General features: G+C 49.7%; 31 protein-coding genes. 5 read left to right on the top strand and 26 right to left on the bottom strand.

Annotated features, from left to right (window positions below):
* Positions 1–145: 145 nt before the first annotated feature.
* Both KQI83_RS13265 and KQI83_RS13260 read right to left on the bottom strand, forming a co-directional pair.
* Positions 146–946 carry a helix-turn-helix domain-containing protein gene (locus KQI83_RS13265; RefSeq protein ID WP_002575858.1) on the bottom strand — a complete coding sequence of 267 codons (801 nt, stop codon included), beginning with the start codon at positions 944–946 and terminating at the stop codon, positions 146–148.
* A gap of 78 nt (positions 947–1,024) precedes the next feature.
* Positions 1,025–1,288, bottom strand: a complete 264-nt coding sequence (locus KQI83_RS13260) for a hypothetical protein (protein WP_002575859.1) — start codon at positions 1,286–1,288, stop codon at positions 1,025–1,027.
* 228 nt (positions 1,289–1,516) lie between these two features.
* Between KQI83_RS13260 and KQI83_RS13255 the strand changes: the two genes are divergently transcribed.
* The 5 genes from KQI83_RS13255 (at position 1,517) to KQI83_RS13235 (ending at position 5,357) form a co-directional block, all read left to right on the top strand.
* The gene (locus tag KQI83_RS13255; RefSeq protein WP_002575860.1) at positions 1,517–1,930 is read left to right on the top strand and encodes a cysteine-rich VLP domain-containing protein; all 414 of its coding nucleotides are present in this window, start codon (positions 1,517–1,519) and stop codon (positions 1,928–1,930) included.
* Positions 1,931–2,041: 111 nt separating this feature from the next.
* Positions 2,042–2,437, top strand: coding sequence for a replication initiator protein A (locus KQI83_RS13250; RefSeq protein WP_002575861.1), 396 nt, complete (start codon positions 2,042–2,044; stop codon positions 2,435–2,437).
* Positions 2,438–2,610: 173 nt separating this feature from the next.
* Entirely contained in the window at positions 2,611–3,555 is a 945-nt protein-coding gene (mobV, locus tag KQI83_RS13245; RefSeq protein ID WP_002575862.1) for a MobV family relaxase, read from the top strand.
* On the top strand, positions 3,539–3,751 hold the full coding sequence (locus KQI83_RS13240) for a hypothetical protein (protein ID WP_002584948.1): 213 nt from the start codon (positions 3,539–3,541) through the stop codon (positions 3,749–3,751). Before mobV ends, KQI83_RS13240 begins: the two co-directional genes overlap by 17 nt.
* Before the next feature lie 94 nt (positions 3,752–3,845).
* On the top strand, positions 3,846–5,357 hold the full coding sequence (locus KQI83_RS13235) for a recombinase family protein (protein ID WP_002575864.1): 1,512 nt from the start codon (positions 3,846–3,848) through the stop codon (positions 5,355–5,357).
* Between the two features lie 18 nt (positions 5,358–5,375).
* Here the strand turns inward: KQI83_RS13235 and KQI83_RS13230 are convergent, their stop codons facing one another.
* The 24 genes from KQI83_RS13230 to KQI83_RS13115 form a co-directional block, all read right to left on the bottom strand.
* Complete coding sequence (locus tag KQI83_RS13230) at positions 5,376–5,648, bottom strand: hypothetical protein (protein ID WP_216558951.1); 273 nt, start codon at positions 5,646–5,648, stop codon at positions 5,376–5,378.
* Between the two features lie 58 nt (positions 5,649–5,706).
* Entirely contained in the window at positions 5,707–5,991 is a 285-nt protein-coding gene (locus KQI83_RS13225) for a hypothetical protein (RefSeq protein WP_216558948.1), read from the bottom strand.
* Between the two features lie 214 nt (positions 5,992–6,205).
* On the bottom strand, positions 6,206–7,612 hold the full coding sequence (locus KQI83_RS13220; protein ID WP_216558962.1) for a relaxase/mobilization nuclease domain-containing protein: 1,407 nt from the start codon (positions 7,610–7,612) through the stop codon (positions 6,206–6,208).
* Between the two features lie 18 nt (positions 7,613–7,630).
* Positions 7,631–8,128, bottom strand: coding sequence for a DUF3849 domain-containing protein (locus KQI83_RS13215; protein WP_216558945.1), 498 nt, complete (start codon positions 8,126–8,128; stop codon positions 7,631–7,633).
* Positions 8,125–8,583 (bottom strand): helix-turn-helix domain-containing protein, encoded by a 459-nt coding sequence (locus KQI83_RS13210; RefSeq protein WP_216558943.1) that lies wholly within the window; start codon positions 8,581–8,583, stop codon positions 8,125–8,127. The genes KQI83_RS13215 and KQI83_RS13210 overlap by 4 nt, the downstream gene beginning before the upstream one ends.
* A gap of 69 nt (positions 8,584–8,652) precedes the next feature.
* Positions 8,653–8,943 (bottom strand): CD1845 family protein, encoded by a 291-nt coding sequence (locus KQI83_RS13205; protein ID WP_216558940.1) that lies wholly within the window; start codon positions 8,941–8,943, stop codon positions 8,653–8,655.
* Between the two features lie 75 nt (positions 8,944–9,018).
* Positions 9,019–9,360, bottom strand: a complete 342-nt coding sequence (locus KQI83_RS13200) for a plasmid mobilization protein (protein ID WP_216558937.1) — start codon at positions 9,358–9,360, stop codon at positions 9,019–9,021.
* Positions 9,357–10,058, bottom strand: coding sequence for a hypothetical protein (locus KQI83_RS13195; protein ID WP_216558934.1), 702 nt, complete (start codon positions 10,056–10,058; stop codon positions 9,357–9,359). Before KQI83_RS13195 ends, KQI83_RS13200 begins: the two co-directional genes overlap by 4 nt.
* A complete protein-coding gene (locus KQI83_RS13190) occupies positions 10,055–10,528 on the bottom strand; it encodes a DUF4316 domain-containing protein (RefSeq protein ID WP_216558930.1) in 474 nt (157 codons plus the stop codon). The genes KQI83_RS13195 and KQI83_RS13190 overlap by 4 nt, the downstream gene beginning before the upstream one ends.
* Before the next feature lie 9 nt (positions 10,529–10,537).
* A complete protein-coding gene (locus KQI83_RS13185) occupies positions 10,538–11,176 on the bottom strand; it encodes a hypothetical protein (RefSeq protein ID WP_216558927.1) in 639 nt (212 codons plus the stop codon).
* Positions 11,173–11,979, bottom strand: a complete 807-nt coding sequence (locus KQI83_RS16835; RefSeq protein WP_253295626.1) for a hypothetical protein — start codon at positions 11,977–11,979, stop codon at positions 11,173–11,175. Before KQI83_RS16835 ends, KQI83_RS13185 begins: the two co-directional genes overlap by 4 nt.
* The gene (locus tag KQI83_RS13175) at positions 11,976–14,081 is read right to left on the bottom strand and encodes a type IA DNA topoisomerase (RefSeq protein ID WP_216558925.1); all 2,106 of its coding nucleotides are present in this window, start codon (positions 14,079–14,081) and stop codon (positions 11,976–11,978) included. Before KQI83_RS13175 ends, KQI83_RS16835 begins: the two co-directional genes overlap by 4 nt.
* A gap of 218 nt (positions 14,082–14,299) precedes the next feature.
* Positions 14,300–14,725, bottom strand: a complete 426-nt coding sequence (locus KQI83_RS13170) for an LPD28 domain-containing protein (protein WP_216558922.1) — start codon at positions 14,723–14,725, stop codon at positions 14,300–14,302.
* 12 nt (positions 14,726–14,737) lie between these two features.
* A complete protein-coding gene (locus tag KQI83_RS13165; RefSeq protein WP_216558919.1) occupies positions 14,738–15,151 on the bottom strand; it encodes a dUTP diphosphatase in 414 nt (137 codons plus the stop codon).
* A complete protein-coding gene (locus KQI83_RS13160) occupies positions 15,132–15,911 on the bottom strand; it encodes an FAD-dependent thymidylate synthase (protein WP_216558957.1) in 780 nt (259 codons plus the stop codon). The genes KQI83_RS13165 and KQI83_RS13160 overlap by 20 nt, the downstream gene beginning before the upstream one ends.
* Complete coding sequence (locus tag KQI83_RS13155; RefSeq protein WP_216558916.1) at positions 15,893–16,222, bottom strand: hypothetical protein; 330 nt, start codon at positions 16,220–16,222, stop codon at positions 15,893–15,895. The genes KQI83_RS13160 and KQI83_RS13155 overlap by 19 nt, the downstream gene beginning before the upstream one ends.
* 13 nt (positions 16,223–16,235) lie before the next feature.
* Complete coding sequence (locus tag KQI83_RS13150; RefSeq protein ID WP_216558913.1) at positions 16,236–16,718, bottom strand: hypothetical protein; 483 nt, start codon at positions 16,716–16,718, stop codon at positions 16,236–16,238.
* A gap of 95 nt (positions 16,719–16,813) precedes the next feature.
* The gene (locus tag KQI83_RS13145; RefSeq protein ID WP_216558910.1) at positions 16,814–17,602 is read right to left on the bottom strand and encodes a DUF4366 domain-containing protein; all 789 of its coding nucleotides are present in this window, start codon (positions 17,600–17,602) and stop codon (positions 16,814–16,816) included.
* Complete coding sequence (locus tag KQI83_RS13140; protein ID WP_216558907.1) at positions 17,592–17,813, bottom strand: DUF4315 family protein; 222 nt, start codon at positions 17,811–17,813, stop codon at positions 17,592–17,594. Before KQI83_RS13140 ends, KQI83_RS13145 begins: the two co-directional genes overlap by 11 nt.
* 22 nt (positions 17,814–17,835) lie before the next feature.
* Positions 17,836–20,328 carry a CD1108 family mobile element protein gene (locus KQI83_RS13135; protein WP_216558904.1) on the bottom strand — a complete coding sequence of 831 codons (2,493 nt, stop codon included), beginning with the start codon at positions 20,326–20,328 and terminating at the stop codon, positions 17,836–17,838.
* Positions 20,329–20,349: 21 nt separating this feature from the next.
* Complete coding sequence (locus KQI83_RS13130; protein WP_442969784.1) at positions 20,350–22,788, bottom strand: VirB4-like conjugal transfer ATPase, CD1110 family; 2,439 nt, start codon at positions 22,786–22,788, stop codon at positions 20,350–20,352.
* Entirely contained in the window at positions 22,754–23,167 is a 414-nt protein-coding gene (locus KQI83_RS13125) for a PrgI family protein (RefSeq protein WP_216558898.1), read from the bottom strand. The genes KQI83_RS13130 and KQI83_RS13125 overlap by 35 nt, the downstream gene beginning before the upstream one ends.
* Before the next feature lie 4 nt (positions 23,168–23,171).
* Positions 23,172–23,906, bottom strand: coding sequence for a hypothetical protein (locus KQI83_RS13120; protein ID WP_216558895.1), 735 nt, complete (start codon positions 23,904–23,906; stop codon positions 23,172–23,174).
* Between the two features lie 3 nt (positions 23,907–23,909).
* Positions 23,910–24,467, bottom strand: a complete 558-nt coding sequence (locus KQI83_RS13115; protein WP_216558954.1) for an MT-A70 family methyltransferase — start codon at positions 24,465–24,467, stop codon at positions 23,910–23,912.
* Between the last annotated feature and the right edge of the window lie 38 nt (positions 24,468–24,505).

The raw sequence follows: 24,505 nt of genomic DNA, 5'->3' as shown, positions 1-24,505 counted from the left end.
TTATCATCGTTGCGCTTGCCGTATTTTTACTACCCGGTTTGAGAGAGATTGACAATACGCAATAATCAACTGCACCTTTTTCTATTACTAAACAAAATGCCTGGATGGTGGTTCTGAAAAACCAGAACCGCCGTTCAGGCATTTTTTATCTTCGTCCTCTCTGCGGTTTTGGATTCTTCAGCAAGTCGGATTTTTCCGCAATCTTTTTCAGCCACTTCCGTTCTTCTACTGACAGCTTCCTAAAATTCAGCTTGAGCCGTTTGCAGATAAACGCCAAGTACGCTTGTTCCGTGTCGCTGTCCTGGCTGACGATTTCACCAGCAGTTTCCAGCATTTCTTTTAGCGGGTTATCCTCTGGGACGCTGAAAAAATCGTCCTTGTGTGTTTCCCGCAGAGCAAGGGCAATCCCGTTTATGTCCCGTTGTATCACATAGCGGCAAAACTCGTCCTCATCAATATGGGCGGTGATAAGCTGTCTTAACTGCGTATCACTCATGCCAGGATTATGCTTTTTTATAACAGTTGCGCTCATCGTGTCCACTATGGCGTTTGCACCCTGCGCCTGTTTCAGTGCCGTTCCGTTCACATAGATTTCAAGGTCAGCCATCAGCCGGGGGAAATCCGGGTGCGCCGCCAGCTCACACAGCAGGGTATTGTCTATCCTCCCGCTTTTCAGCAGGTCAATCATTTCATCACTCAAACGCAGGTCTGCAAGATCGGCGTTTGGGTGATTTTTCATTTCAGACAGCCCCAGCAGATAATCAGCGGTCACACCGTAAAACTTCGCCAGCCGGATAAGGGCATAGTGGCTGATGTCCTTGAAGTCTTCCGTTTCGTAACTGCCCAGCGCAGACTTGGAAAGCCCGGTCTGCTCCGCAAGCTGCCCCAGCGTCAAGCCACGCTCCACACGTAGGTCTTTTAATCGCTCTTGTATGGATAAAGACATATTCACCCTCCTTGCTAGCTCAACGAAAGAGAAGCCGTTATGCTATGTACTATGCTCATAGCATAACGGCATAGGCATTTACAGTTTTATTTTACCATTTGCTACATCTTCACGAAATTTATCAACAAGCTTCGCTGTCAGCTTGGATTTACCGTAGTGTTCAAGTACAAAAGTACGATAACTTTTTCCATCTACAAGCACATCACTTTTTCTGGTCAACAACCAATTTCCGTTACCTCCTCCCTGTTCTCTAATATTCCAGTCTTTCCCATATCTTTTATAGATTTCATCTTTTTTACCTTGAACAGACATTGATTCGCTTGGAATATAAACAATTTGCATAATAGCTCCTCCTTTATTTTGTGCAAGAAGACCAGAAACCTGAATTTGTCTTTTATCTTTTTTTGATTATATCACAAATCCGAGAGCGTGGAAATAGGGAGTTTTTCAGGCTGATTTCCTACCTCTTGGATATACGGCACAGGCGGTCAAAAAGGTGTAGACTTGGGATAGTTCATCGATGGACAAGCACCTTGGAAACAGAACACGCCAAAGAAAACGGAGGGACGCATGAGCAAAAGACCCTATCAACACCTGCCGCCGCTGGAACACAGGCCGGACGGCTCCCCCTACCGCATAACCCCGCCCCAGAAGAGACGAGCCAGCGGCCTGATACGCCGGGAGTGCTGCAACTGCGAGGACGGAAACTGCCTTGCGCTGGACGATGGCGACACCTGCGCCTGTCCGCAGATGATTTCGTTCTCCGTCTGCTGCAAGTGGTTCCGCTGGGCGGTCTTGCCGCTGGACAGGACGCTGGAAGCGGAGATTTACCGGGACAGGGACTTGAAACGCTGTGCGGAGTGCGGCGGTGTGTTCGTCCCGAAGTCCAACCGGGGCAAATACTGCCCGGACTGCGCCGCCAGAGTTCACAGGCGGCAGAAAACAGAAAGTGAACGGAAAAGGAGGTCTGCTGTGGACAGTTAAGAGCGGGAAAAGCCTTGATTTGCAAGGCTCCGCAAGCCCTCAACCGGGGCGGCTGGTATCATTTATCATTCGCCCCGGAAAACGGGCCTCTAACCGTCCACAAAACACGCTATGACAAACACGATTTATATTCACCAGCCGGAAAAGGCGTTCAGTTTCACCCGGCTCCCCAATTTCCTTTTTGAAGCACCCACATTCCAGCCCTTGAGCAACGAAGCGAAGGTGCTGTATGCCTTTGTCCTGCGCCGGGCGGAGTTGTCCCGGAAGAACGGCTGGGCGGACGAGTACGGGCGGGTCTACCTGTACTACCCCATCTGCGAGGTGGTCGCTTTGCTCCGCTGCGGGCGGCAGAAAGCGGTCAACACCCTGCGGGAGTTGCAGTATGCGGGGCTGGTGGAAATCCAGAAACAGGGCTGTGGAAAACCCAACCGCATTTACCCGAAATCCTATGAAGCGGTTCCAAACACCGACTTCAAGAAATCCGGTTATGGTACGCCGGAGGGCTGAAAACCGTACTTGGCGAGTACGAAAATCAATCCTCTTGAAGTACGGAAATCTGACGGTATATAGAAATACAGAGATTAAAACCATCTATTTACATTCATTCCATTCCAATCCTATCAGAGATATTTTCGGCGGGAAAACCCGCCGGAAAGGAATGGAATGGGGAAAGGAGTTCAATGGCACAACACGCAATTTTGCGATTTGAGAAGCACAAGGGCCACCCGGCGGGGCCGCTGGAAGCCCACCATGAACGGAAAAAGGAGCAGTACGCCAGCAACCCGGACATTGACACCAGCCGGAGCAAGTACAATTTCCACATCGTCAAGCCGGATGGCCGCTACTACCATTTCATTCAGAGCCGCATCGAGCAGGCCAGATGCCGCACCCGCAAGGACAGCACTCGGTTTGTGGACACGCTGATTACCGCCAGCCCGGAGTTTTTCAAGGGCAAGTCCCCAAAGGAGATAGCGGCCTACTTCCAGAGGGCGGCGGACTTCCTCATTGACCGGGTGGGCCGGGAGAACATCGTTTCGGCTATGGTACACATGGATGAAAAAACGCCCCATCTGCACTTGGTCTTTGTGCCGCTGACAAAGGACAACCGCCTGTGCGCCAAAGAAATTATCGGCAACCGGGCCAATCTGACGAAGTGGCAGGACGATTTTCACGCCTGTATGGTGGAGCAGTACCCCGACCTGGAGCGTGGGGAAAGCGCCAGCAAGACGGGCCGGAAGCATATCCCCACCCGGCTGTTCAAACAGGCGGTCAACCTCTCCAAACAGGCGAGGGCCATTGAAGCGGTTCTCTCCGGCATTACCCCGCTGAACGCCGGAAAGAAGAAAGAGGAAGCCCTCTCCATGCTGAAAAAGTGGTTTCCGCAGATGGAGAACTTCTCCGGGCAACTGAAAAAATACAAGGTCACAATCAATGACTTGTTAGCGGAAAATGAAAAGCTGGAAGTCAGGGCAAAGGCCAGCGAAAAAGGCAAGATGAATGACACGATGGAACGGGCGAAGTTAAAAAGCGAACTGGACGATATGCGGCGGCTGGTTGACCGTATCCCGCCGGAGATTTTAGCGGAACTGAAACGGCAACAGCGGCAGCATGGAAAGGAAAGGTGATCTTATAAGTAATATCAGATACAAAAAGGAAATCGAAATCGTGACTTTTCAGGGAAAGGAAATCACACTGGAAAATCTCTCCCCGGTGTTCACGCCGGAACAGGAAGCAGCCAAACGCCGGGAACTGGAACAGCAGCTTTATGAGGTGTTCCGCAAGTACGCCGACAAGCGGGAGAGTGAGGAAGCCGGGACATAAGGTTTTCCAAACCCATCATTGATTTGCGGGGCTGCTGGCGGTATAATAGAACTGTCAGCAGCTCCGTTTCTTTTTTAAGAAAAGGAGCGACAATATGAACAATCGGATAGACGCAATCTATGCAAGACAATCGGTAGACAAAAAGGACAGCATTTCCATTGAAAGCCAGATTGAATTTTGCAAATACGAGTTGAAAGGCGGTAACTGCAAGGAATACACAGACAAAGGGTACAGCGGCAAGAACACAGACCGTCCGAAGTTTCAAGAACTGGTGCGGGACATCAAGCGGGGCTTGATTGCAAAGGTCGTGGTTTACAAGCTCGACCGTATCAGCCGTTCCATTCTGGACTTTGCCAACATGATGGAGCTGTTCCAGCAGTACAATGTGGAGTTTGTGTCCTCTACGGAAAAGTTTGATACCTCCACGCCGATGGGACGGGCCATGCTGAATATCTGTATCGTGTTCGCCCAGCTTGAACGGGAAACGATACAGAAGCGGGTAACGGACGCTTACTACTCCCGCAGTCAGCGGGGCTTTAAGATGGGCGGGAAAGCCCCTTACGGCTTCCATACGGAGCCTATCAAGATGGACGGTATCAACACAAAGAAGCTGGTGGTAAACCCGGAGGAAGCGGCCAATATCCGGCTGATGTTTGAGATGTACGCCCAGCCCACAACTTCCTACGGGGACATTACCCGGTACTTTGCCGAACAGGGGATTTTGTTCCATGGCAAAGAGCTGATACGCCCCACGCTGGCGCAGATGTTACGCAATCCTGTCTATGTGCAGGCAGACCTTGATGTGTACGAATTTTTCAAAAGTCAAGGTACAGTCATTGTCAATGACGTTGCCGATTTTACGGGCATGAACGGCTGCTATCTGTATCAAGGGCGAGATGTAAAGGCCAGCAAGAAAAACGACTTAAAAGACCAAATGCTGGTACTGGCTCCCCATGAGGGTATCGTCCCCTCCGACACCTGGCTGACCTGCCGCAAGAAGCTGATGAACAACATGAAAATCCAGTCTGCCCGGAAAGCCACCCACACATGGCTGGCAGGAAAAATCAAGTGCGGGAATTGCGGGTATGCTCTTATGAGTATCTACAATCCCTCCGGCAAACAGTATCTCCGCTGCACGAAACGGCTGGACAATAAAAGCTGTCCTGGCTGTGGGAAAATCATCACTTCGGAACTGGAAGCGGTTGTTTATCAGCAGATGGTAAAGAAGCTGGCAAGCTACAAGACGCTGACAGGAAAAAAGAAAGCGGCAAAGGCAAACCCGAAAATCACCGCCCTGCAAGTGGAACTTGCCCATGTAGACAGCGAGATTGAAAAGCTGGTGGACAGTCTGACGGGGGCAAACAATGTCCTGTTCTCCTATGTGAATGTGAAGATAGCGGAACTGGACGGGCGCAAGCAGGAACTTCTGGCAAGGATAGCGGAGTTGACTGTGGAGGCCATCAGCCCGGAACAGGTCAGCCAGATTTCCGGCTACCTCGATACCTGGGAGAATGTATCTTTTGATGACAAGCGGCGTGTGGTGGATTTGATGATCACCACCATAGCCGCCACAAGCGACAGCTTGAACATCACATGGAAAATCTGACTGGCGGCACCCCTCCCGTCAGATACCTACCCTGTGTAGTCCCTTGTAAACTGTACTTTCTTGCTGATCAAACGACTTTACGCCGTCCTTATTTGCAAGCTGTGTGAAACACTCCGCTTTTAGTGATGGATCGCTTGCCTCTCCTATCACATAAACTTTGAAACAGAATAACTCACGGTTCCAAGATCCTTTCAGCGGATCGGTGCCTAATGATCCTGTATAATCGTTCTTGATCATCCATCCGCCTTGCGGCTGATATATGGAGCTAAGATTTGGTAAATTGATAATCAATATTTTTCCTCCTGAGATTTACTATGCTGTAATATTATAATCTCTTTTCAAGTTGGAGTCAAACCAAATCTCTCGTTCGTTCTACATACCAACGACCGACGATTGACTCGAATATTTCGTTTGCTTTTTCAAAGAACAAATATCTTTCCTCGCCGTGTACGACAATCGTATAACAATCCCCGGTATAACCTCTCGCTATCGTTGAAGTCGGACAATGATCCTTTACCTTTTCAATTATGAAAATTCTGCCGTCAGACCAAGTGATCGCCTTTGGTGTCATATACCCTTTAGAATCGCAATCTACATTCACCTTGACATATACTTTTTCAGATCTCGTTTTCATATAGTCCTCAATAAATCCTTTATTATTTTTATAGAACAAATGTACTATAAAATGATGATTTTGTCAAGATACGCAACTCGCAAGCAATGCAAAGTAATACTACTTTTGCAAAAATGCTTGTTGGTGACGATTCCCCAAACCCCTGAGATCCTCAACTTTGTTGAGGGCTACGCGTTCAAAGAACGCTGAGATAACACGACGGCAGAATGATGATCTACCGCCGTGTTTTTTCTTGCTCGCGCTCGGTATCATGTTCGGAAATGTTCAAGAGGTGTTCCACGTTAGATTTCACATTATACAACTCTTTCATTTCCTCACGAGCTTGCTTATAAGCAGAATACGCCTTGCGCTTTTGAGCGAGAAGGACTTGATATTGCTCTCGAAGCGCTCTGACATGAGGCAGCTTTTTGTCGCCGAGGCTATCAAAATATTTCTTCGCTGCTTGGTGCAGCAGTATTTCCGTCTCGTGTTCGGCACGAAACTTTTTACTGTAACCGGACTTGCGATAATCAGCATAGACCGCCCGTGTTTTGGCGTAGTTGATGATCTGTTTTTGCAGTTCGGCGTTGTCTGACATCTGCGATTCGAGATCCTTTATCTCCGCAGATAAGTTATTGAACCTTGTGACCGCTACGGCTGTTTTTTCTTTCAGATCCTCATAGCTCATATCGCCGTGTTCTTTCAAATAGAGAACAGCCTGAGAGAGTTGTTTGAGATTAAAGACCTTCGCCCAGCGTTCATACCCCGGACCCTTGCCGGAGCGGATCGCCGCGTCTATATCAATCAAAAGACCAACCTTCGGAACAGTCGGTCTTTTCACTTTTTGCCGCGGAGTAACAACGCGGACGCCCTCGATCCGCTCGCGGATTGCCTGCTCGGTATAGTCGCCTTTGAGTGAATTACACCGGGTAAACTTCGTTTGACCGACTGCTTTCAAACGCAGATTCTTTCTTTCGGTGTTGACGGTCACGCCATAGGCCGAGAGTTTTTTCAAAAAGTCCGAAAAGTCGCTCGGCTTTTCATCAAGTACAGTGTCGATGATACGGCGAAGCTGCTCCTGATAGGATAGCTTCTTCTCGCTTCCGAGCCAATCGCTGTAATCTCCCTTGCTGACCAAAGGATCATTTACAACCGATAGGCCGTGCTCCAGGCAGAGCTTGTCGTTGATCCTGCGGATTGCCCATGCTGAGTTCCAAAAGTTGCGAAACTTTCGCTTGCAATCGAGATTGACCGAATTGATGATGATATGATTGTGAACATGGTGCTTGTCGATATGGGTGCAAACGACAAAGGCGTTGTTACCCTTTGTCAGCTTCATGGCAAGCTCATAACCGACTTGATTTGCTTCTTCCGGCGTGATCTCCCCAGGCAAAAACGCTTGACGGAGATGGTAGCCGATCACATCGTCTCTGCCGCGCTGCCTTCCGGTTTGCCGGAGATATTGCTGCTTAGACAAAGTAAACTCAACGTCGGCGGTCACTGTATCGCACTCATAGCCCGTGATCAGTCTGCCATTATCTGTCTTTTCGGGATTTTGAGCGTAATCGATAATCTTTGCAATCGCGGTCGAGGTCGTTTGCCCTTTGCCGATATGGAGCGGCATGAGCCGCGTGGTCGCTATACTATCATCCCCTTTGCTTTATAATGACGGTCCTTTCTTGCTCGGTCTTTTTGCTGTCTCTGAATTCTTAGGCTCGTTATCTTTCAACGCCGCTTTGACTGATGTGCGGTTGAAAGCTCTGTCATATTCTTGCCGAACCTGCGTCAAGAATAAATCTACAAGTCCTGGGTGTGTGGTGGCCAGCGTAAAAGTATGATTGTTTTCTCCGAGCATACACCATGGCAAAACTACGTCCTGTGCCCACTTTTTATTGCTTGAAGAATACCGCCCGTCCCAGTTATTATTAACTACCGTATTAGCAAGAACAGCCATTGTCCTTTTATATCCGAATTGCTCTATAATCTCATGTGCCGCTGCTTCATCCAGACTGTTGTTTTTGTAATGCGTTTCTATTGCCTCGCGGATAGCGTTGCGACACATCAGGTTCAACTTGTATGACGCACGGTACGATTCTGTCTGGTGATATTCTTCGGCATAACCGGCAGAATGATAATAAATCGGCAAGTGTTTTCTCATTGAACGACGCCGTCCTTTCCCGGATAATTGTAACGCCAGTTATCATATTCTTCCTTTGTGATGATCCCGTTGATCCTTTTTTCAAACTGATTGCGCCAATCGCAAAGCATATTAAACAACCTCTCAGCGTTCTCATTGTTATATGGATCAAAGTTCAAAGCTATCGCTGAGAGATTCTTTTCAACCCACGCACCGTAAATGTCCTCCATTGCAAACAGCGTATGCAGAATGACGAGTGGATCGTCTATATCGGAAATACTCAAAGCAAAGGGCGAAATACCAAACACTTCTGCCAGCGCTTTAATTACATCATCCTTAGGTTTACGAGAACCTGACTCATACTGCGTGATACGAACATCAGCGCTGTTGTCCGGTAGACCGATCAATCGGCCTAACTGTTCTTGCGTCAGGCCTCGTTTATTGCGAAAGAAACAGATTCTTTCACCAATACTCAATTCAATATATCCTCCTTCAAAAAAAGAGCGAGACGCCGAAACGCCTCGCTCCACATTGTAATAATATATTTAACTCATAACAAAATCTCTCAAAGCATAGTTGAGACCGCCGAGCTTACCGGTCAACCACGCCGCCAGCTTCGGAATACCGTATGGACTGATCAAGAACGCGACTGTCAGAACAATAGCGCCGGTCATAACGTCAACCTTTACAAACAGCACGATTGCCGCGATCAGCGCAAGTCCCGCCAGAATACCGAGGATCATCCCCGAGATAAGAACGATCAGCCTGCACATCCCATACAAGACCCATGTGATAAGAATAAACGGTAACGAAAGAATTTTGAATAACAGACGCATAGTCAGCGCTCCTTTCTGAAAATATTGATATATTCCTATCTTTATTCTACCGCGCACAGGTCGCTTTGTCAGCGGCTAATGCGGTATTTTTTCATATTCTTTCAGAATGGTTTTGACGTCAGCTTGGATCCCTCGCAGCCGCTCCCTCAGATCTTCAATGTCGGTTTCGTAGATACTGCCGGTCTCGTTCGCCCGCCGAACGTACTGATTAAGGTTTTTGGAACAGATACCCAGCAGCTTTGTCAGGGCGCGAATATCGCTCATATCCACACGAATGATATAGCCGTCTATCGCCATCCTGCGAAGAAAAGCGGAAACACTGACAATACCGTTTTCATCCATTCGAGCCCGAATCATCTTTTCCTCTTGTTCGGAAACATACATGTGGATCATTTTCTTTCGTTTACCGCAGCTCATAAAGATTGTTGATCCTTCTTAGCGGCCTTTTGAGCCGGAGGCTGTACCTCAGCTTTTGCCTTTTGCAGCTTACCGCGGAGAGAGCCGCCGCGCAGATCTTCGAGGTACAGATCAATGCTCCCGCGGTTGGCGCGCCGGTCACGGTTGCAATGAACACGCCGCAGGATCATGCCGAGCTCCGCTTCACTTTCCGGGTGATAGCGGAACGAAGCAGGATCACCGTGAACTTTGGATAACTCATTGACCGCACCGCGCATACTCTTGTATGGCACAGTAAACTCGTTGCCGTCAGGATAGTATATCGTTACCTGCTCGATAGGACAACTCACCAACGGCAGCCGTTCAACTTCCTTTGCATAGTCCAGCGTATAAATATCGCCTTTGACGATTGATCCGTCCGTATCTTTCAGATGGATCGCATACGCCAGCACATTATCCTTTGTCTGTTCGTGATAGAATCGGAATACGCTGTTTTCGTGAGTTCCTTCCAGAAAGACGTCACGCTCTCTGAGGCAATGGGTTCCCAAAGGACGGCAAAGCCAGATCAGGCGGCGGTCATTTTCATCCGATGAACGAGAGAGTGTGTGAATAATAGACTTATCCAGGTCGAAGTCGTCTTTATAATACTTCGTATGCTGATCCATGATCCCAGCTAATGAGGCGAGAATATCAACGTCACGAAAAACCTGCGGCGTCATATCTCGCGCTCCCGCTTCTTGCCGCCGCGAGAGGGCTGATTCTGCTCCTGTTCAGGCGGCTCCGATTTCAGCTTATCGATCACAGAAGATTTCTCCGCCACGCTCTGAGGCGAGATATTATCCATCCTGCCGTCAAGCATATTGTAGTTACCCGTTTGAGCTTCTTCTTTCAGCTCGGCGTTCAACAGATAGTTTTCCGGCAAATGTGCCGGACGGCCGACCGTCGGTACCTTATCGTCGGGTGTGCGCTCGATCGGATATTTGACCGAATCACGCTCATGCTGCTTTGACCTGACATAATAATGGCAGTTAAAGGACGTCTCCTTGTTCCGCTCGGCGGCGTACTTCTCCGCTTCGGCTCTTGACTCAAACTCGATTACCTTGCCGTGATCCTTACACCACGCCTCAGCATGACCGAAAATCGAATTACCGCCGCGAACAGCCCATACGCCGTAAACCGTTTCACTCATATTCTACACCTACCTTTCCTGCGACTTATGCTGTTTCAGTTGATCGGACGGCTCGGCGACCTTTGTTTCCTTGATCTTCTTGACGACAGAGGGGCGATACTCACGCACATGCTCAGCGTCGGTAATATTGACATACTCGCCAATGATTCCCAGCGCCTCACTATAGCTGCCGCTCGACATGACACGAGAGGACATTTCTTTTGCCTGATCTGTAAGTCCGCAGCGTTTGAGTGTGTGTGAAGCAATACCGATCAGATTGAAGATATTGCCGTCCTCGCCGATCAGCGCGCAGTCAGGCTTGTCGGTTGCGTACTGTGATTCGTCGATAAAGCCGCCTAACCGGTTCGGCACATAGTCAGAGAGCCATGTACCGTAAAACTCTTTATGTGTCTGCAATCGCCACATGGCGAGCTTTCCCATGTGCAGATCAACGTCCTCAAACGGAAACAGCAAACAGGTCACGTTTCCGTGTTCAAAAGAATAGACGTCCTCGAAACGACTGCCGTTTTTGAGTATGCCGCTTTCTGTCAGCATATCGTTGATCCCGTCAACCCATTCCTGCAGCGGACCGCCGCAGCCCTGAATGATCAGTCCTTCTTTATCGGACATTTCCCGCAACTGATCCGTTTCAATATGGGTAATACTCATAATTCAGCCTCCTTTTTCTTTGTCGATTGTTCATGCCGGACGCTTTTCTGCTCCGGCTTTTGTTTTAGCTGTTCATGGATAGACGGCTTGTGCTCCATATCAGAAAGGATCGAAAATAAAGGCTGTTCCCAGCGTTTCCCGAGAGCACGGATAATCGTCGCTGCCTCAGCGCCGTTCTGCGCAAACATTTCAAGCGTATCGAAAGCTCGGTTATACAGCTCTGTATTCCTGTCGTCTACATTCGGAGCAAAATGGATAACCCCGTGAGGAAAGTCCTTGCCGACGCCAGCCCAACCACGCACATAGTCATCATATCCGCTGTATATACCGGCGTTAGACAAATCCTCAGCATGGCTGCCGCGTATCTTCCTTGACGGAGGAAGTTGTGCGCCGAGAACGAGTATGCCGGTTTTGGTATTATACATGAAGCGGCGGTTATCGATCTCCTTCAAGTCAAAATACTGATTCTTCGTATCGATCAGCAGACGACTCTTGATGATCTTTTGTTCGCGCTTGTGGTAATCATTCGGATTGTGATAGATAAACAGCTCATGTGTCGCCGGTACATAGATTTTACCGTTTTCAACACAGCAAAAAATGTCGTAATTTGAATTAGTGGCGACTTTATAGAATTCATCATAAGAGTATGGAAACTTCTGCCGATCCTTGTAATCGAATAACCCTAACGAAAAATCTCTTTCAAGCCGTTTGGAGAGAGCAAAGAAATCGCCCTCTCCTTTGTTGAATCTTCGCAACGGAAAGAAGTGGTACCCGCCGTATTCAAAACAGGTTGACGCACTCATTTACGGTTCCCCTTCTTATGATCCTTACGCTGCGGAAACTCAATCTGGAAATTGACGTATTTTCCGCCGGTATCATCGAGGACAACAAAGGCGTCATAGTTCTTGTTCTTCTTCTCGCTGTAAAGCCCCTCAACAAAAGCTCGCCCGTCGGAGAGCAGAGCTGTCGCAATACTCTTTGTGAGCTTCTTGTGCTTTGATCTGAAAAAGTAGTTATCTTTCCACAGAGCGAAGGAACAACTGCGGTTATCGCAGAAAAAGCCCTTGCTCTTTGCAACAACGTCAGATCCACAGCGAGGACACACGCCGATGATCCCGCCCTCGTTATCTTCCTTAGGAAACAGAGACAGGTATTCCTTATCGGGCTTATCATGCGTCTGTACCAAGCCGGTGATCATATCGGTAATACCGTTCATAAAGCCCTCAGTGCTCAGTTCGCCGCGCTCGATCTGCTTTAGCTTGGACTCCCACTCCGCTGTGAGAAGCGGCGACTTGATGTTATCCGGCAGTATTTTGATCAGGTTTATTCCTGTCTGTGTCGGGATCAGCAGCTTTTTTCTGCGCTCGACAAAACCGGTATATACGAGCTTTTCCAGGATCGCCGCTCTGGTCGCCGGTGTACCCAAGCCTTTGCGCTCTGCGTCGTCGGGCGTTTCATCCGCTCCCGCCGTTTCCATAGCGGATAACAGCGAATCCTCGGTATAATGCTTCGGCGGCGCAGTCTTACCCTCGCGGACGCTTGCCGCGGCATGATCAAGGACCTGTCCTTCGGACAGCTTCGGCAATTCAGCTTCATCCGCAGACGGTTTCTTCTTCATCTGTAACAGAAATAATCGCTCGATTTCCTTCCATCCTGATTGAAGAACGGTTTTGCCTTTGGCGGTAAAGATATGGCCGGCACAATCGAGCGTGACCGTCGTTGCCTCATAGTTGTACGGTTGGGCGGTAGCGCATAACAGCCGCGCCGCGATCAGCTCCAACACACAGCGTTCTCCCTTAGGCAGCTCCGAAAGCTCGGTTTTTGTTATCTCCATAGTCGGAATGATCGCATGGTGGTCGGTGACTTTCTTATTATCCATTATCCTTACAATATCGGCGTTACCCATATACCCCTTGCCGACAGCCGTGTTGTCACGCAGCCATGTGATCAAGCCCTGCGCCGTATCGTGCATATCCTCAGTCAGATAGCGACTATCTGTTCTCGGATAGGTCGAGAGCTTCTTTTCATAAAGCGATTGGAGATAGTCGAGCGTCTGCTGCGCCGTGAAGCCGAAAATACGGTTACACTCGCGCTGCAAGGTCGTCAGATCATAGAGCTTCGGCGGCTTCTCGGTCTTTTTCTGTATCTCGATTTTTTGAACCATCGCGGATTGTCCATCACAAGCAAGCCTGATCTGATCCGCCTGATCTTTTGCGTCTGTTCTTTCACCGCTCGCCGTAAAACCGCCGCAGGTAATCTCAGGAACATAAAACGGCACGCTCTTGAAACTGTGGATCTCAGCTTCACGCTGAACAAGCAGCGCAAGCGTCGGGGACATCACGCGCCCAACATTGAGCTTGGTGCTGTACAACACGGTAAACAGCCTCGTTGCGTTGATACCGACGATCCAATCTGCCTGAGCACGGCAAAGCGCCGCCTGATAGAGCATATCATAATCGCTGCCGGGACGGAGCTCAGCAAAACCTTTTCGGATCGCTTCATCTTCCATACTCGAGATCCACAGTCTTTCGATGGGCTTGTTGCACTTAGAGTAATAATACACGAGCCTGAATATCAATTCCCCCTCACGGCCCGCGTCGGTCGCACAAACGATACTATCGACCTCTCTCATTTTCATCAGGTCGGAAAGAATATACAACTGTTTCTTTTTATCCTTTGCAACGCCATACATCCACTTATCGGGAATGATCGGCAGCGTATTATACGACCAACCCCTCAGCTTTTCGTCATACATTTCGGGATCGGCAAGTCCCAAAAGGTGCCCGAAGCACCAGCTCACCAGATAACCGCCGCCCTCCATATATCCTTCATGCCGCTTTGTCGCGCCCAGCACCTTTGAAATCGAGAGCGCAACCGACGGCTTTTCCGCTATTACTAATTTCAATATCTGCCTCCTAACAAATTTGTTTAACCCCAAGTCAAAATTCAAAACGTCGCCAAAAGCTCAAAAACGGCTTAAACACTGACTTTTTAGAACGATCAAAGTCAAAATCCAGTCGTTTTTACCTCGTTTTTCAAAACCGGAGTAAAATTACCCTACCTTTCTCAGAAAATGCGATACAGCTCAATTCTGGGCGTTTTAGAGCTATTCTACGATACAGTTCAAAGGGTTTTCTGTTTATCCGTAATTGTCTTGTGAAAAGGCTGTTTTGCGGCCTTTTCGCGGTTCTCTTTGAGAGCGTCCAGCACACCCTTTTTCGGCTCGCCGATCTCGACGCCGTGTAGCTTGCAAAACTCGTCAAGGGTGATCTCGTCACCGAGGAAGTTGATTCCTTCGCCGATGACCTTGTAACCGCCCTTTTCAAGCTGATAATCTACAACCCCGATAACAGTACCGGCATGATTCACCATGACATGATTTTCCATCGCACACAGCGCGCCCGGATCATCGTCGGAGCCGCGAACGTCATAACAGAACAACCCATCCGGTACGGTAGAGCGATCAACCCGCGCATTGGTGAACATAGCCGGAGAATCGAACAGCTCGATATGCTCAAAGATCTCATTTCTCGCGTCAACACAAATCATGCTCTGCCTCCGTCATTCTCCTGTACTGCCAAAGCCGCCCATACCGCGCCGATCACCGTGATCGATCACATAGTCCGCAATGATAACAGGCGTGATCACAAGTTGCCCGATTCGGGCATCCTTACAGATCGTCTGTGCCTTATTACTGACATTACTGATGATTGCGTGGATCTCGCCTCGATAGCCGGAATCAATAGGCGGCAGCTCGCAGACAAGTCCCTTGACTGCCATGCTGCTGCGAGGAAAGACAAAGCCCGCATAGCCGTCCGGCACCTCAACGCCGAAGCCGAGCGGTATCTTTGCGATCTCACCGGGCTTTATGGTACAGTCATACGGCATATACACATCGGCGCCCGCGTCGTTATCGTGCGGTCTGAACGGTCGATGATCCTCCGCTACGCCGAAATCAATCAGCTTTATCTTCATACTCAGCCTCCTTCAACGCCGGATAGTACAGATCAAGGATCAGATCGGGAGTGAGAATAGAAATATCGGAATCGCCGCAGCTCATTTTACCTTCCATGCACCTGTCGCGCTGACAGAAGGTTCCTGCCTGATCAACAGAGAACATGACCGGGCTGAGTTGATACAGCTCCTTCCAGATCTTCAACATAACGATCTGCATTTCATCGGTATTGCGACGACAGACGCGCTGACCGATCATGTGTTTCCACTGATAGGGCGTCGCGGATATGATCAGGATATTGCGGAGTGCCTGCGGCGTAACATAGCCCGCTGTGTCGTGATCGACGCCGCAATCCGTTAAGTACGCATAGAAGTTCATATCGTCCCGACAGGTCTCCATATAAGATTCCCGTATATCCTCGGGCGCGGTCAGTATCTCGTAGGGGATCACGAAGTCGGCTTTGCCGGCATAGTTGCTGTACTGCAGCGACGCGCTCATATACTTGACTTCGTTTTGGTGTCTCGTTATCTGAGAGAGAAAACGGCGGCTCGCGCCGACGACCGCAACGGTGATGACCTCGAATTTCTGTACGGACGGGTGCGGCAACGAAATAATGCTTTGCAGCGTTTTCTCGGTATATTCTTTGTTGTATAACCGCATGAGATCATCCATGCTGTGGATCTCATGCCCATGCTGCGTCAGTCTTGCCGCAAACACGGTATTCTTTTCCGCCTCTTGTACTGCGTCGCAGTTCAAGATCTTCACTTCGATGTTTCTGATGATTTTGCCTCCTTCAAAATAGCCATTAAAATGAACAGATAGTTGAGTGCGTCCGTGATCTTTTCTTCCCACACAGCCATATCATAGTGATCGACGCCGACAAAGCTCATATCGTAAAGAGAAACGATGTGCTTTGAGAGCATACCGAGCAGCGCCTTTTCCGGTTCGATGTGCTGCAACTCCGCCGCCGTCTTGAAGGAAGAAAAGCGATCCGCTTCATCGGGTGTGTATTCCTTGCCCTTGACTAACAGGACTTCACGACAACGCTGTACCTGTTCCTCAAAAACCGCTCCCAACTCTTTCGTTGTCATATTGAGCGCTCCCTTACGCGGTCGGAAGGTTGACCCACTCGCACATGATCGGTACGCTCGGCTCCCTCTTTTTCGGTACCAAGTGGAAAGTACACTCACTGTAAACAGTACGGTTATCAAAGATCTCGATACCGTAGCTTTTGAAAAAGCGGTATTCGAGATTGGCCATGATACATTTGAGCTTCTGCAACGCCTCTCGCTGATAGCAGGTCATCAGCGATATTTCGACGCTGTGCTGCAAGGCTTCAAGCGCCTTATATAACTGAACCTCTGTACGGTAAGGGCGGTCATGGCAGTTTTCGAGACGAAAGGCAAAAACTGCCGGTCTGCTCTCAATGACTGTAATATCCGGGTGATAGTACCCGAAGCAGTCAAGGTTGGCGGTGTTCAGCGCATACAGCATTTCCTTGACCTCGTTCTCCGGCATATCGTAGAAGCGGAGCAGAGAGCGGTACAGATGAATATAGCCAATTAACGGCATAATGTGTTTGATCAAAAAATGAACCTCCTAAAGTGTGGGCGCGGAGACTACCCCCATAGTCTCCGCGTCCGCGATCTATATAAACCTTATCTTGCTATTTCCTTACGGCGTCACTCGTCGCCGTCGGTATCATCCTCGGGCAGATATTCGGGACTGCCGTAGTGCTCACCGTCACTGTAGTCCTCGCCGTAGCCCTCGACTTCTTCCTCGTCGTCAAATGCAGATCCCTGCTTCTTCGGCTTGATGATCTTCATGTAAATACCGATACCGGCAACAAGCACGAACGCCGCGCCGATTACAATATACATCATCATGTTATTATCTCCGCCCTTCTCAGCGTTTCCGCTCGGATTCACTTCGTCAGCGGTTGATGAAGATTTACCCGAGCATTTGCTTATATCGGTTTTGCACACCGGGCAATCCTCATTCACATGACCGTCAGTGCATTTATCCGAACAGGTACAGGACTGAAAGGAAGGAATCGAGCTGATCGTGATCCTGTCGTTTGCTGCCGCGAGTGCCATCAAATCGGATTCTGTCACAGCATTGAGAAAGTAAACGTTTTCAGAACCTCGTGCTCCATCCACGACCAGATAAAAGACGTTACCTGCCGGTGTAGTGATCGTGTAAAACTCTTTGTCGTCGCTGTCGCTCTGATAATAGTTGAGAACCGAAGCCTGCCCGTTGGGTGTTAAGGCGTTCGGTGATAACGTCGGAGCCGGAACAGTCGGTGCGACTGTCGGCGCAGGCGCAGGAGTTGTCGTTTCTGTCACAGGTGCAGCCGGCGCCGCCGGTGCGGTCGTCGCGTCTACGGGCTCGGCAAATACTGTCAGCGAGAATGTAAAGACCGCCATCAACATAAACAGCGCCGTCAGCACGGCGATACGCTTAATCCTCATGGTCATCCTCCGTTTCTTTTGCATTTCGTTTCTGTAAAAACACCGCAAGTTCGGCCGGCGTCAAATGATTGTCGCGGCAAAAAGCAATAAGCTCGCTGTTTTCGAGATCCGTCTTTTGCTTCTTATACTCGCGGAGCTTATCTTGCAGCTCGGCAATTTTGGTTTCTGTTTTCTCAATATCTCTATTGAGCTTTTCAATTTTTGGATTCAAATAATACCTCCGATATATAGATTTACGGCAGTCTGCCGAAATGTAAAAAGTGTTCCTGCCAATAGCTTGTATTGATACTTGTATAGGATATGGGATCGCCGCAATGGATCATCATACCGTCGCCGACATAGATCCCGACATGGCTTGCGCCTACAACGTCATAGGTTCGCTCAAAGAAGATCAGATCGCCGGGCTTTGCCTCAGAAGGGGCAATGGTCGTACAGAAATCTTCCAAACCTAAAACGCCCTGACGTCCGACGTCCCAACCGCTGTGATTGATGACCCACGAGACAAAACCCGAACAGTCAAATGATTCTTCCGGACTTGATCCGCCCCAAACGTAAGGGTAGCCGAGATACTTTTCCGCTTCTGTAAGGATTGCTCTGAACCTTGCGTCGGATAGCGCCGAGGGCGGAACACTGTAATTGGTATAGCTGCCGCTGCGCCCTGTTCCTGTCGGCAAGTGCCGCTCGGTCTCGTCTCCGGTCTCCGCAAAAAACAGCGGATTAAGATAATCGCCGTCAACCAACACTTCCAAATGAAGGTGCGGACCGGTTGAATTACCCGTGCTGCCGACCTTTGCGATCACATCACCTGCGCTGACCGTATCACCGACCGACACAAGTATCTGTGAACAATGACCGTACTTTGTAACAAGGTTCTTACCCTCGGGCGTTTCACCGGACAGCTCAACGCATAAGCCGTAGCCGCCGTTCTCACCGGCAATCGTAACGGTTCCGTCGTGGCCGGCTCGTATCTCCGTACCCTGAGCCATACCGATGTCAACACCGGTATGATAGTTCTTATCTCCGCTGATCGGATGAACACGATAGCCATAGTAGCTTGTGACATACGGTATCCAGTTGGTATCTCCGAATACATTGCCGACGTACTGACGACAGCCCTTTGTTGTCATCAACAGCTCGCAGATCTCTTTTTGCTCGGCGTTCATGCGAGAGGCGACGACCCTTTCAAGCGGCGTTGTAGTCAGCTTGACATTGAGGATCTTATATTCATACTCAACCTCAGTTGCCGATTGACGGTGCGTCGTTGGATCGGTACGCGATTCAGTCCGCGTTTTGCGCTGCAATTCTTCTGTGACAGACAAATTATATTGACTGTTGAACAGCCCGCGCATAGCGGTCTCAGCGGTAGCGCTGTCAAACTCTCCGTACACGGCGGTCAGGTAGCCCATCAGGACATAGGGATCATGCTCTATCGCGTCGATCTGATAGTGATATTCGTCATACCCGAGATGGGTGTTCTCAATATCGTCGATCTCCATTTGCAGATCAGTCTCCCACTCGGTATAGGTCAACTCCGCCTGAGATATGGTATAGTCGTCCGCTTGATAGGACGACGCGGATACAATACCGCCGGTTCCCGCTCCGATACTGGCGCAGGAAGAAAACGCCGAAGCAATAAAGATAATCAGAAAAAGAAGCAATCCGATCACAAGACAGGCTATCGGGTGATTCTTGATTGCCTGCACGACCTTCTTTGCGATCTTCTCCGTTGTGACGGCGGTGTCCTTAGCTCGTTTGCCTTTCTTGTATGCGTCGCGCGCCGCTTTCGCGTACTTACGTTTCAGGCGCTTCTTGTAGGCGAGCTTCGCAAGACCTTTCTTTTTCAAAGCGGGATTATCCGCTAACGCCTTTTGATACGCCGCCTTTGCCTGCGCGTTGATGGTTTTGCCCTGCAACCGTTTCACCTTGTTATACGGCGCCAGCTTTCGGGCGCGGTTAGCATAACGGAGACCGGCTTCGCCGACAAGCTCGGCGCGGTGTGCCGCCTGAATACCGACGTTCTCCTGTTCGTTGCGGTAGATCTGATTATGGATCATACCGCCTGCCATACCTGCCGCGGCTTTGATTGGCTTTAGCGCCGCCGGTCCGTTGAGAGCGGCCGATTGATCCTTGATCTCCTTTTCAAATCTCAACCGCTGTTTGGATTTACCGGTAGCAGGATCGGCAGATACATCGACACGAAGTCTGCGTCGGGAAGGCAGCTTGCGTTCCGCTTTGTGTGTACGCTTTTCAAAACGCTCCGCCCGCGCCTGCGCTCTTTCGAGCTTTCGGTTGACTGCGTCCTCACGGGACAGATCGTCGTCGGCAAAATTCAGCTTAGAGGTACGGGTATTGTTTTCCTCTGCCCGCGCTGCCTCTCTGAACCGTTGATGATACCTGTTCTTATCACTCTGAATGTGATGTCTCGGCTGAGCGTCATCCTGACGAGCAGCCTCACCGCGGCTCTCCTGAGATACCGTATGCCTTGCGCTCGTCTGCGAAAAACCGTGTGTGTCTCGCGCGTTATCCGTGCTTGAAGTCGTATTGACGGTGGACGTTTCGGCGCTGTGATCGCCGAAGCCTTTGTCAACGATCGTATGCGGTCGTCGCGTCGATCCTTCCGATGTACGCGACGCCGCTGACAGGCGATCCACTGTCGGATTGCTGATTGGTTTATCTGACGTCCTCTCCCTCGGCTGCGCCCGTATATCTTCTCTTTCTCTCGGCATATTCTTCACCCCCTACGCTTCTTATGCGGCTTCATCCTTAACCTCGTCGGGACGAGTGGTCATGATCTGATACAAGGTCGTATCCTTCGGGAAGTGATCGACAAACGGAATGATGACATTGCCGAAGAATAAGAGACCTTCGCCCGGACCGGACTGTGTGACATGAGAAAGCTGGTGCTGAGAGATACCGAGCTGCTTTGCAAGGATAGTACGGTCACTCTGCGCCTGATTGAGCATATAGATAAAGTCGGAGTTCTCAAAGATGTTCTCTATCTCACGCGACGCGAGCAGATCCTTGACGTTCTGTGTCAGACCCGACGGAATACCGCCCCACTTACGAAAGCGTTTCCAGATCTCAACCGAGAAAGCGCCGGTCTGTCCTTTGAGCAGCAAATGGAATTCGTCGATATAGAACCATGTCGTCTTATGCTTTGCTCTGTTGACGGTTACGCGGTTCCACACGGCGTCCTGCATGATCAGCAGTCCCATTTCTTTGAGCGCCTTACCGAGCGACTTTAACTGGAAGCAAATTACGCGGTGACTGTTCAAATCAACATTACTCTGATGATTAAACACGTTCAGAGAACCGTTGACGTAGATCTCCATAGCGGTCGCTACTCTCTGCGCCTCGGGTTCCGGCTGCGCTCTCAGAAGGTCATACAGGTCGCCGAGGATCGGCATATTCTCGGGACAGGGATTTTGCAGATACTCGCGATAGACAAGCCTCGTACAGCGGTCGATAATCGTCTTTTCAATCGGCGACAGACCGTCCTTGCCGCCGACGATCAGATCACATAGCGACAGGAGAAAGTCGCTTTTCAGATTGATCGGGTTCTCGTCGTCGGAATAATCGAGGTTAATATCCATCGGATTGATGTAGTTGGTAGAGTTCTGCGATATGTCGATGACCTGACCCTGACGTCCGAAACGCTTGACCAGCGGTCCGTACTCATTCTCGGGATCGGCGATAATGATGTCATCCTGTGTGAGCAAGAATACATTGAGCATTTCACGCTTAGCAGCGAAGGACTTACCGCTGCCGGGTGTGCCGAGGAACAGCCCATTGGGGTTTTTCAGATACTTTCTGTTTGCCATGATCATGTTGTTAGAGATCGCGTTAAGGCCGTAATACAGCGCCTCACCTTCTTGAAAAAGCTCACAGGTAAGGAACGGCACAAAGATTGCGGTGCTGCTGGTGGTCATGCCGCGCTCGATCTCGAGCTGATTGACGCCGAGCGCCAGAGAGGACATAAAGCCCTGTTCCTGCTGATAGTCGAGCCGCTTCAAAGCGCAGTTATGTTTTTGCGCAATACCCGAAGCGGAAAAAATATCATTATTGAGCTTCTTCTGCTTCTCGGCAAAGTTCTCGATGATAAAGGTGATCAGGAACATTCTCTCGTTACGGCTTTGCAGATCCTCCAACAGATTCTTTGCCTCGTCGCCGTAGGTAGCGAGATCGGAAGGAATAATATCCATGTCGTAACCTGCACGGACAGCCTTCTTCTGTTCCTCAATCTTCATCTTCTGCAAGTCGGACATCTTGCGCTTGATATTCTTGATCGCCTCCGCCTGATTGATGGACTTGATATGAATATTGACGCTGATCGTATCATTGAGCTGCAAGAAGTCCGCAAGGAGCTGATCGGACAGCTCGGGTGCGAGGATTTGAAGGAATGAGACCGCGCCGTAGTGTCCGCCGACGCGAAAGCTCCTGCCGTCCTTCGCAAGCGAGAAGCCAGAAGGAGCAATGAAGTCCTTTGTAGAAAGACCGGTATTCGCGAGATCCTTCCAGTCAAATTTGAGCTTTTCCTGACCGTCAGGGTGAAGCTGTCGATGAAGCAAGCTGAGACGCTCCTTGCCGTCGAGCGACTGCGCCTGTACTCCGAACTTCTTGAAATTCATAATAATATCCGTTTCGATCCTTTCGAGCCTCAGCTTTGCGGTGCGAAGGTCGTCAGCCTCAATGCCGAAGGTCAGATACTTACACTTGGTAATACCGTTGTTGCCCTTTCTGAGCTGACCTTGCAGCATACCGTTGTACTCCTTGCGGGTATCGTCGTGTTCATCACCAACCAACGGAATCTGAATACTCTTTTGAAAATCGCGGATATTGGTACGCTGATTGACCAGCGTGAGCTGCACAGAGATAGACGAATCAAAGTAGTTGAGAAAATCGCAGTAATTCTCAAATATGAGCGCCTGATCGTCAGCCTGCGCAAGCTGATAGTTTATATCGAAAAACTGTATCGTTTTGTTGTACTCCCGCTCGCTCACGCGGCAGATACCGTCACGGTACATGTTGATGTATGGAATACTCTGTTGTACGCTCTGCGGCGCCGTTCCGAAAACCTTAGCAAAAAAGCCGTCCTTCTTCTTGGACGGCTTACCCTTGACGCTGCCCCTTGCAGCGTTATTCTGCTTTGATTTAACCTCGGCGCGGAGCTTTTTTTGCTGCTTGATGTTTTGCTGCAATCTTCTTTCCTGATCTGACTGCCGCTTGGTTTTTGCCAATAAACGAATCCCCCTTATCTGAACGATAAATATTCTGTGTTTTGTACGGTCTCTCCTTAGGCCAGAGCATAAATCGAAGCCGGTTTTTCAACAGCTTTTCGGCAGGCTGTCCGTCCTTCTCATACATAGCAAACAAGAAGAACGGAGCCATCAGCGCCATCATCAACAGAAGCGCCGGCGTATTGCCGATAGCGCCCCTCGTCAGAAAATATGTCGGTATCCCGATCACACCCCCGAGAGAAAAGCAGATAAGCTGCCGCTTTGTCAGGTTGAAAGCTACCTTTGTCTTGACTTTTGTGAGATCCTTTGGTACGGGAACATAAGCCAATCTATCACCTCGATTCCTTATCCATGCGCGCCGTATCCCCGCGTGTTGACTTAGGCTGTTCTGCCGCTTTGCGCTGAGCGTCTTTCAGTCGATCATGTATAGAACCGATCTGCCGGTCATCCTTATTGATAAGATCATATTCGGTTTTCTCAAACACATCCTCGCCGTACAGAGAACACTCCGGCCAGCGGTCGGCAAGATATTTGAGAGGATCTTCAAATGCAAGCAGATGATCGATCACTCTTTCATCGAGATTATCCCGCATAAGTTCATCGACCGTATATCTGTACGCCGCCATCGTTGCCGCGATTTTCTCAGCTTGCCCTGTGATCTCTGTATCACTCAACTCGCGTACATTCCCCATGTAGCGATATAGATTTAATTCAAACCTCTCGATCAGTCTGCTTGTCTTTGTTTCCAATGACAAGTCAGGCTCGATCTTTTCAAATCGTTCGTCGGCGTGGATCTCTTTGAGCAGATCACAGATAGGCAGTCCCACTTGATGGGTGTTTTCTTCACGGCACCAATAGGCGACTTCCAGCGGATCAACAAACTGTAACAGCGCTTCGACCTCGCTTGCGGTATAATCATGTACAGCCTTCATGTAATAATGTGTCTCTGAATAGGCTTGCAACTTATAGAGTTCACCGATGTCGTCACGCTGCGTCATCTTAGCATGATGTATCAAACTGTCGTCAAGCCGCTCTCTGAGCTGTTGTAACGCTTCTCTGAACTCCATATATCACGCGCTCCTTTCCGGCATAACGAGGTCACAATCGACCTCGTTTCCCCAAACGTCCCAGCCTGGCGTTATCTGTCGGGCAAACAGCTCTACACGCGGCAGATCACCCATCAGCCTGACGATCTTATCCCGTACCTCGTCGGGTTTTTTACTGTGCTGTTCGATATGGCTGATCACAAATTGATGGATACCGGCGCACTTGCGCTTCGGGTGCCCCTTCATAGCGAGCAGACACACTTCGGCGTTCGACCGCGTCCAGAACCCCATCCCGTAAAACCACGAATCCGCCTTACGGTTCTGTTTGAGCCACAGGAAGGCAAGGGTGCGATATTTGAAGCCCCATGCGTCCATGACCTGGAACGCCTCTTTGAGTTTCGGAAAGGTCGTCCAGAGAAACAAGGCGCAATCTTTGTCTGCAAGCTCCGCGACAGGGAGCTTGCAGATGTCGTCGAGCGTCATCGTCGGATAGTGCTGTTCAGCGCCGCCCTTTATGCTGCGATGTTCATACCGCCACGGCGGATCGGCGTAGATAATGTTATACTTTTGGCTGTCAGCCATCAAAGACTCTGTTCGCTCTCTGTCTCTTATACACATCT

It is taken from the genome of Roseburia sp. MSJ-14 (genome assembly GCF_018918225.1).
In the GTDB taxonomy this organism is placed as follows: domain Bacteria; phylum Bacillota; class Clostridia; order Lachnospirales; family Lachnospiraceae; genus Petralouisia.
The sequence above is the reverse complement of the archived record's forward strand: the minus strand, read 5'-3'. Positions and strand labels throughout refer to the sequence as shown.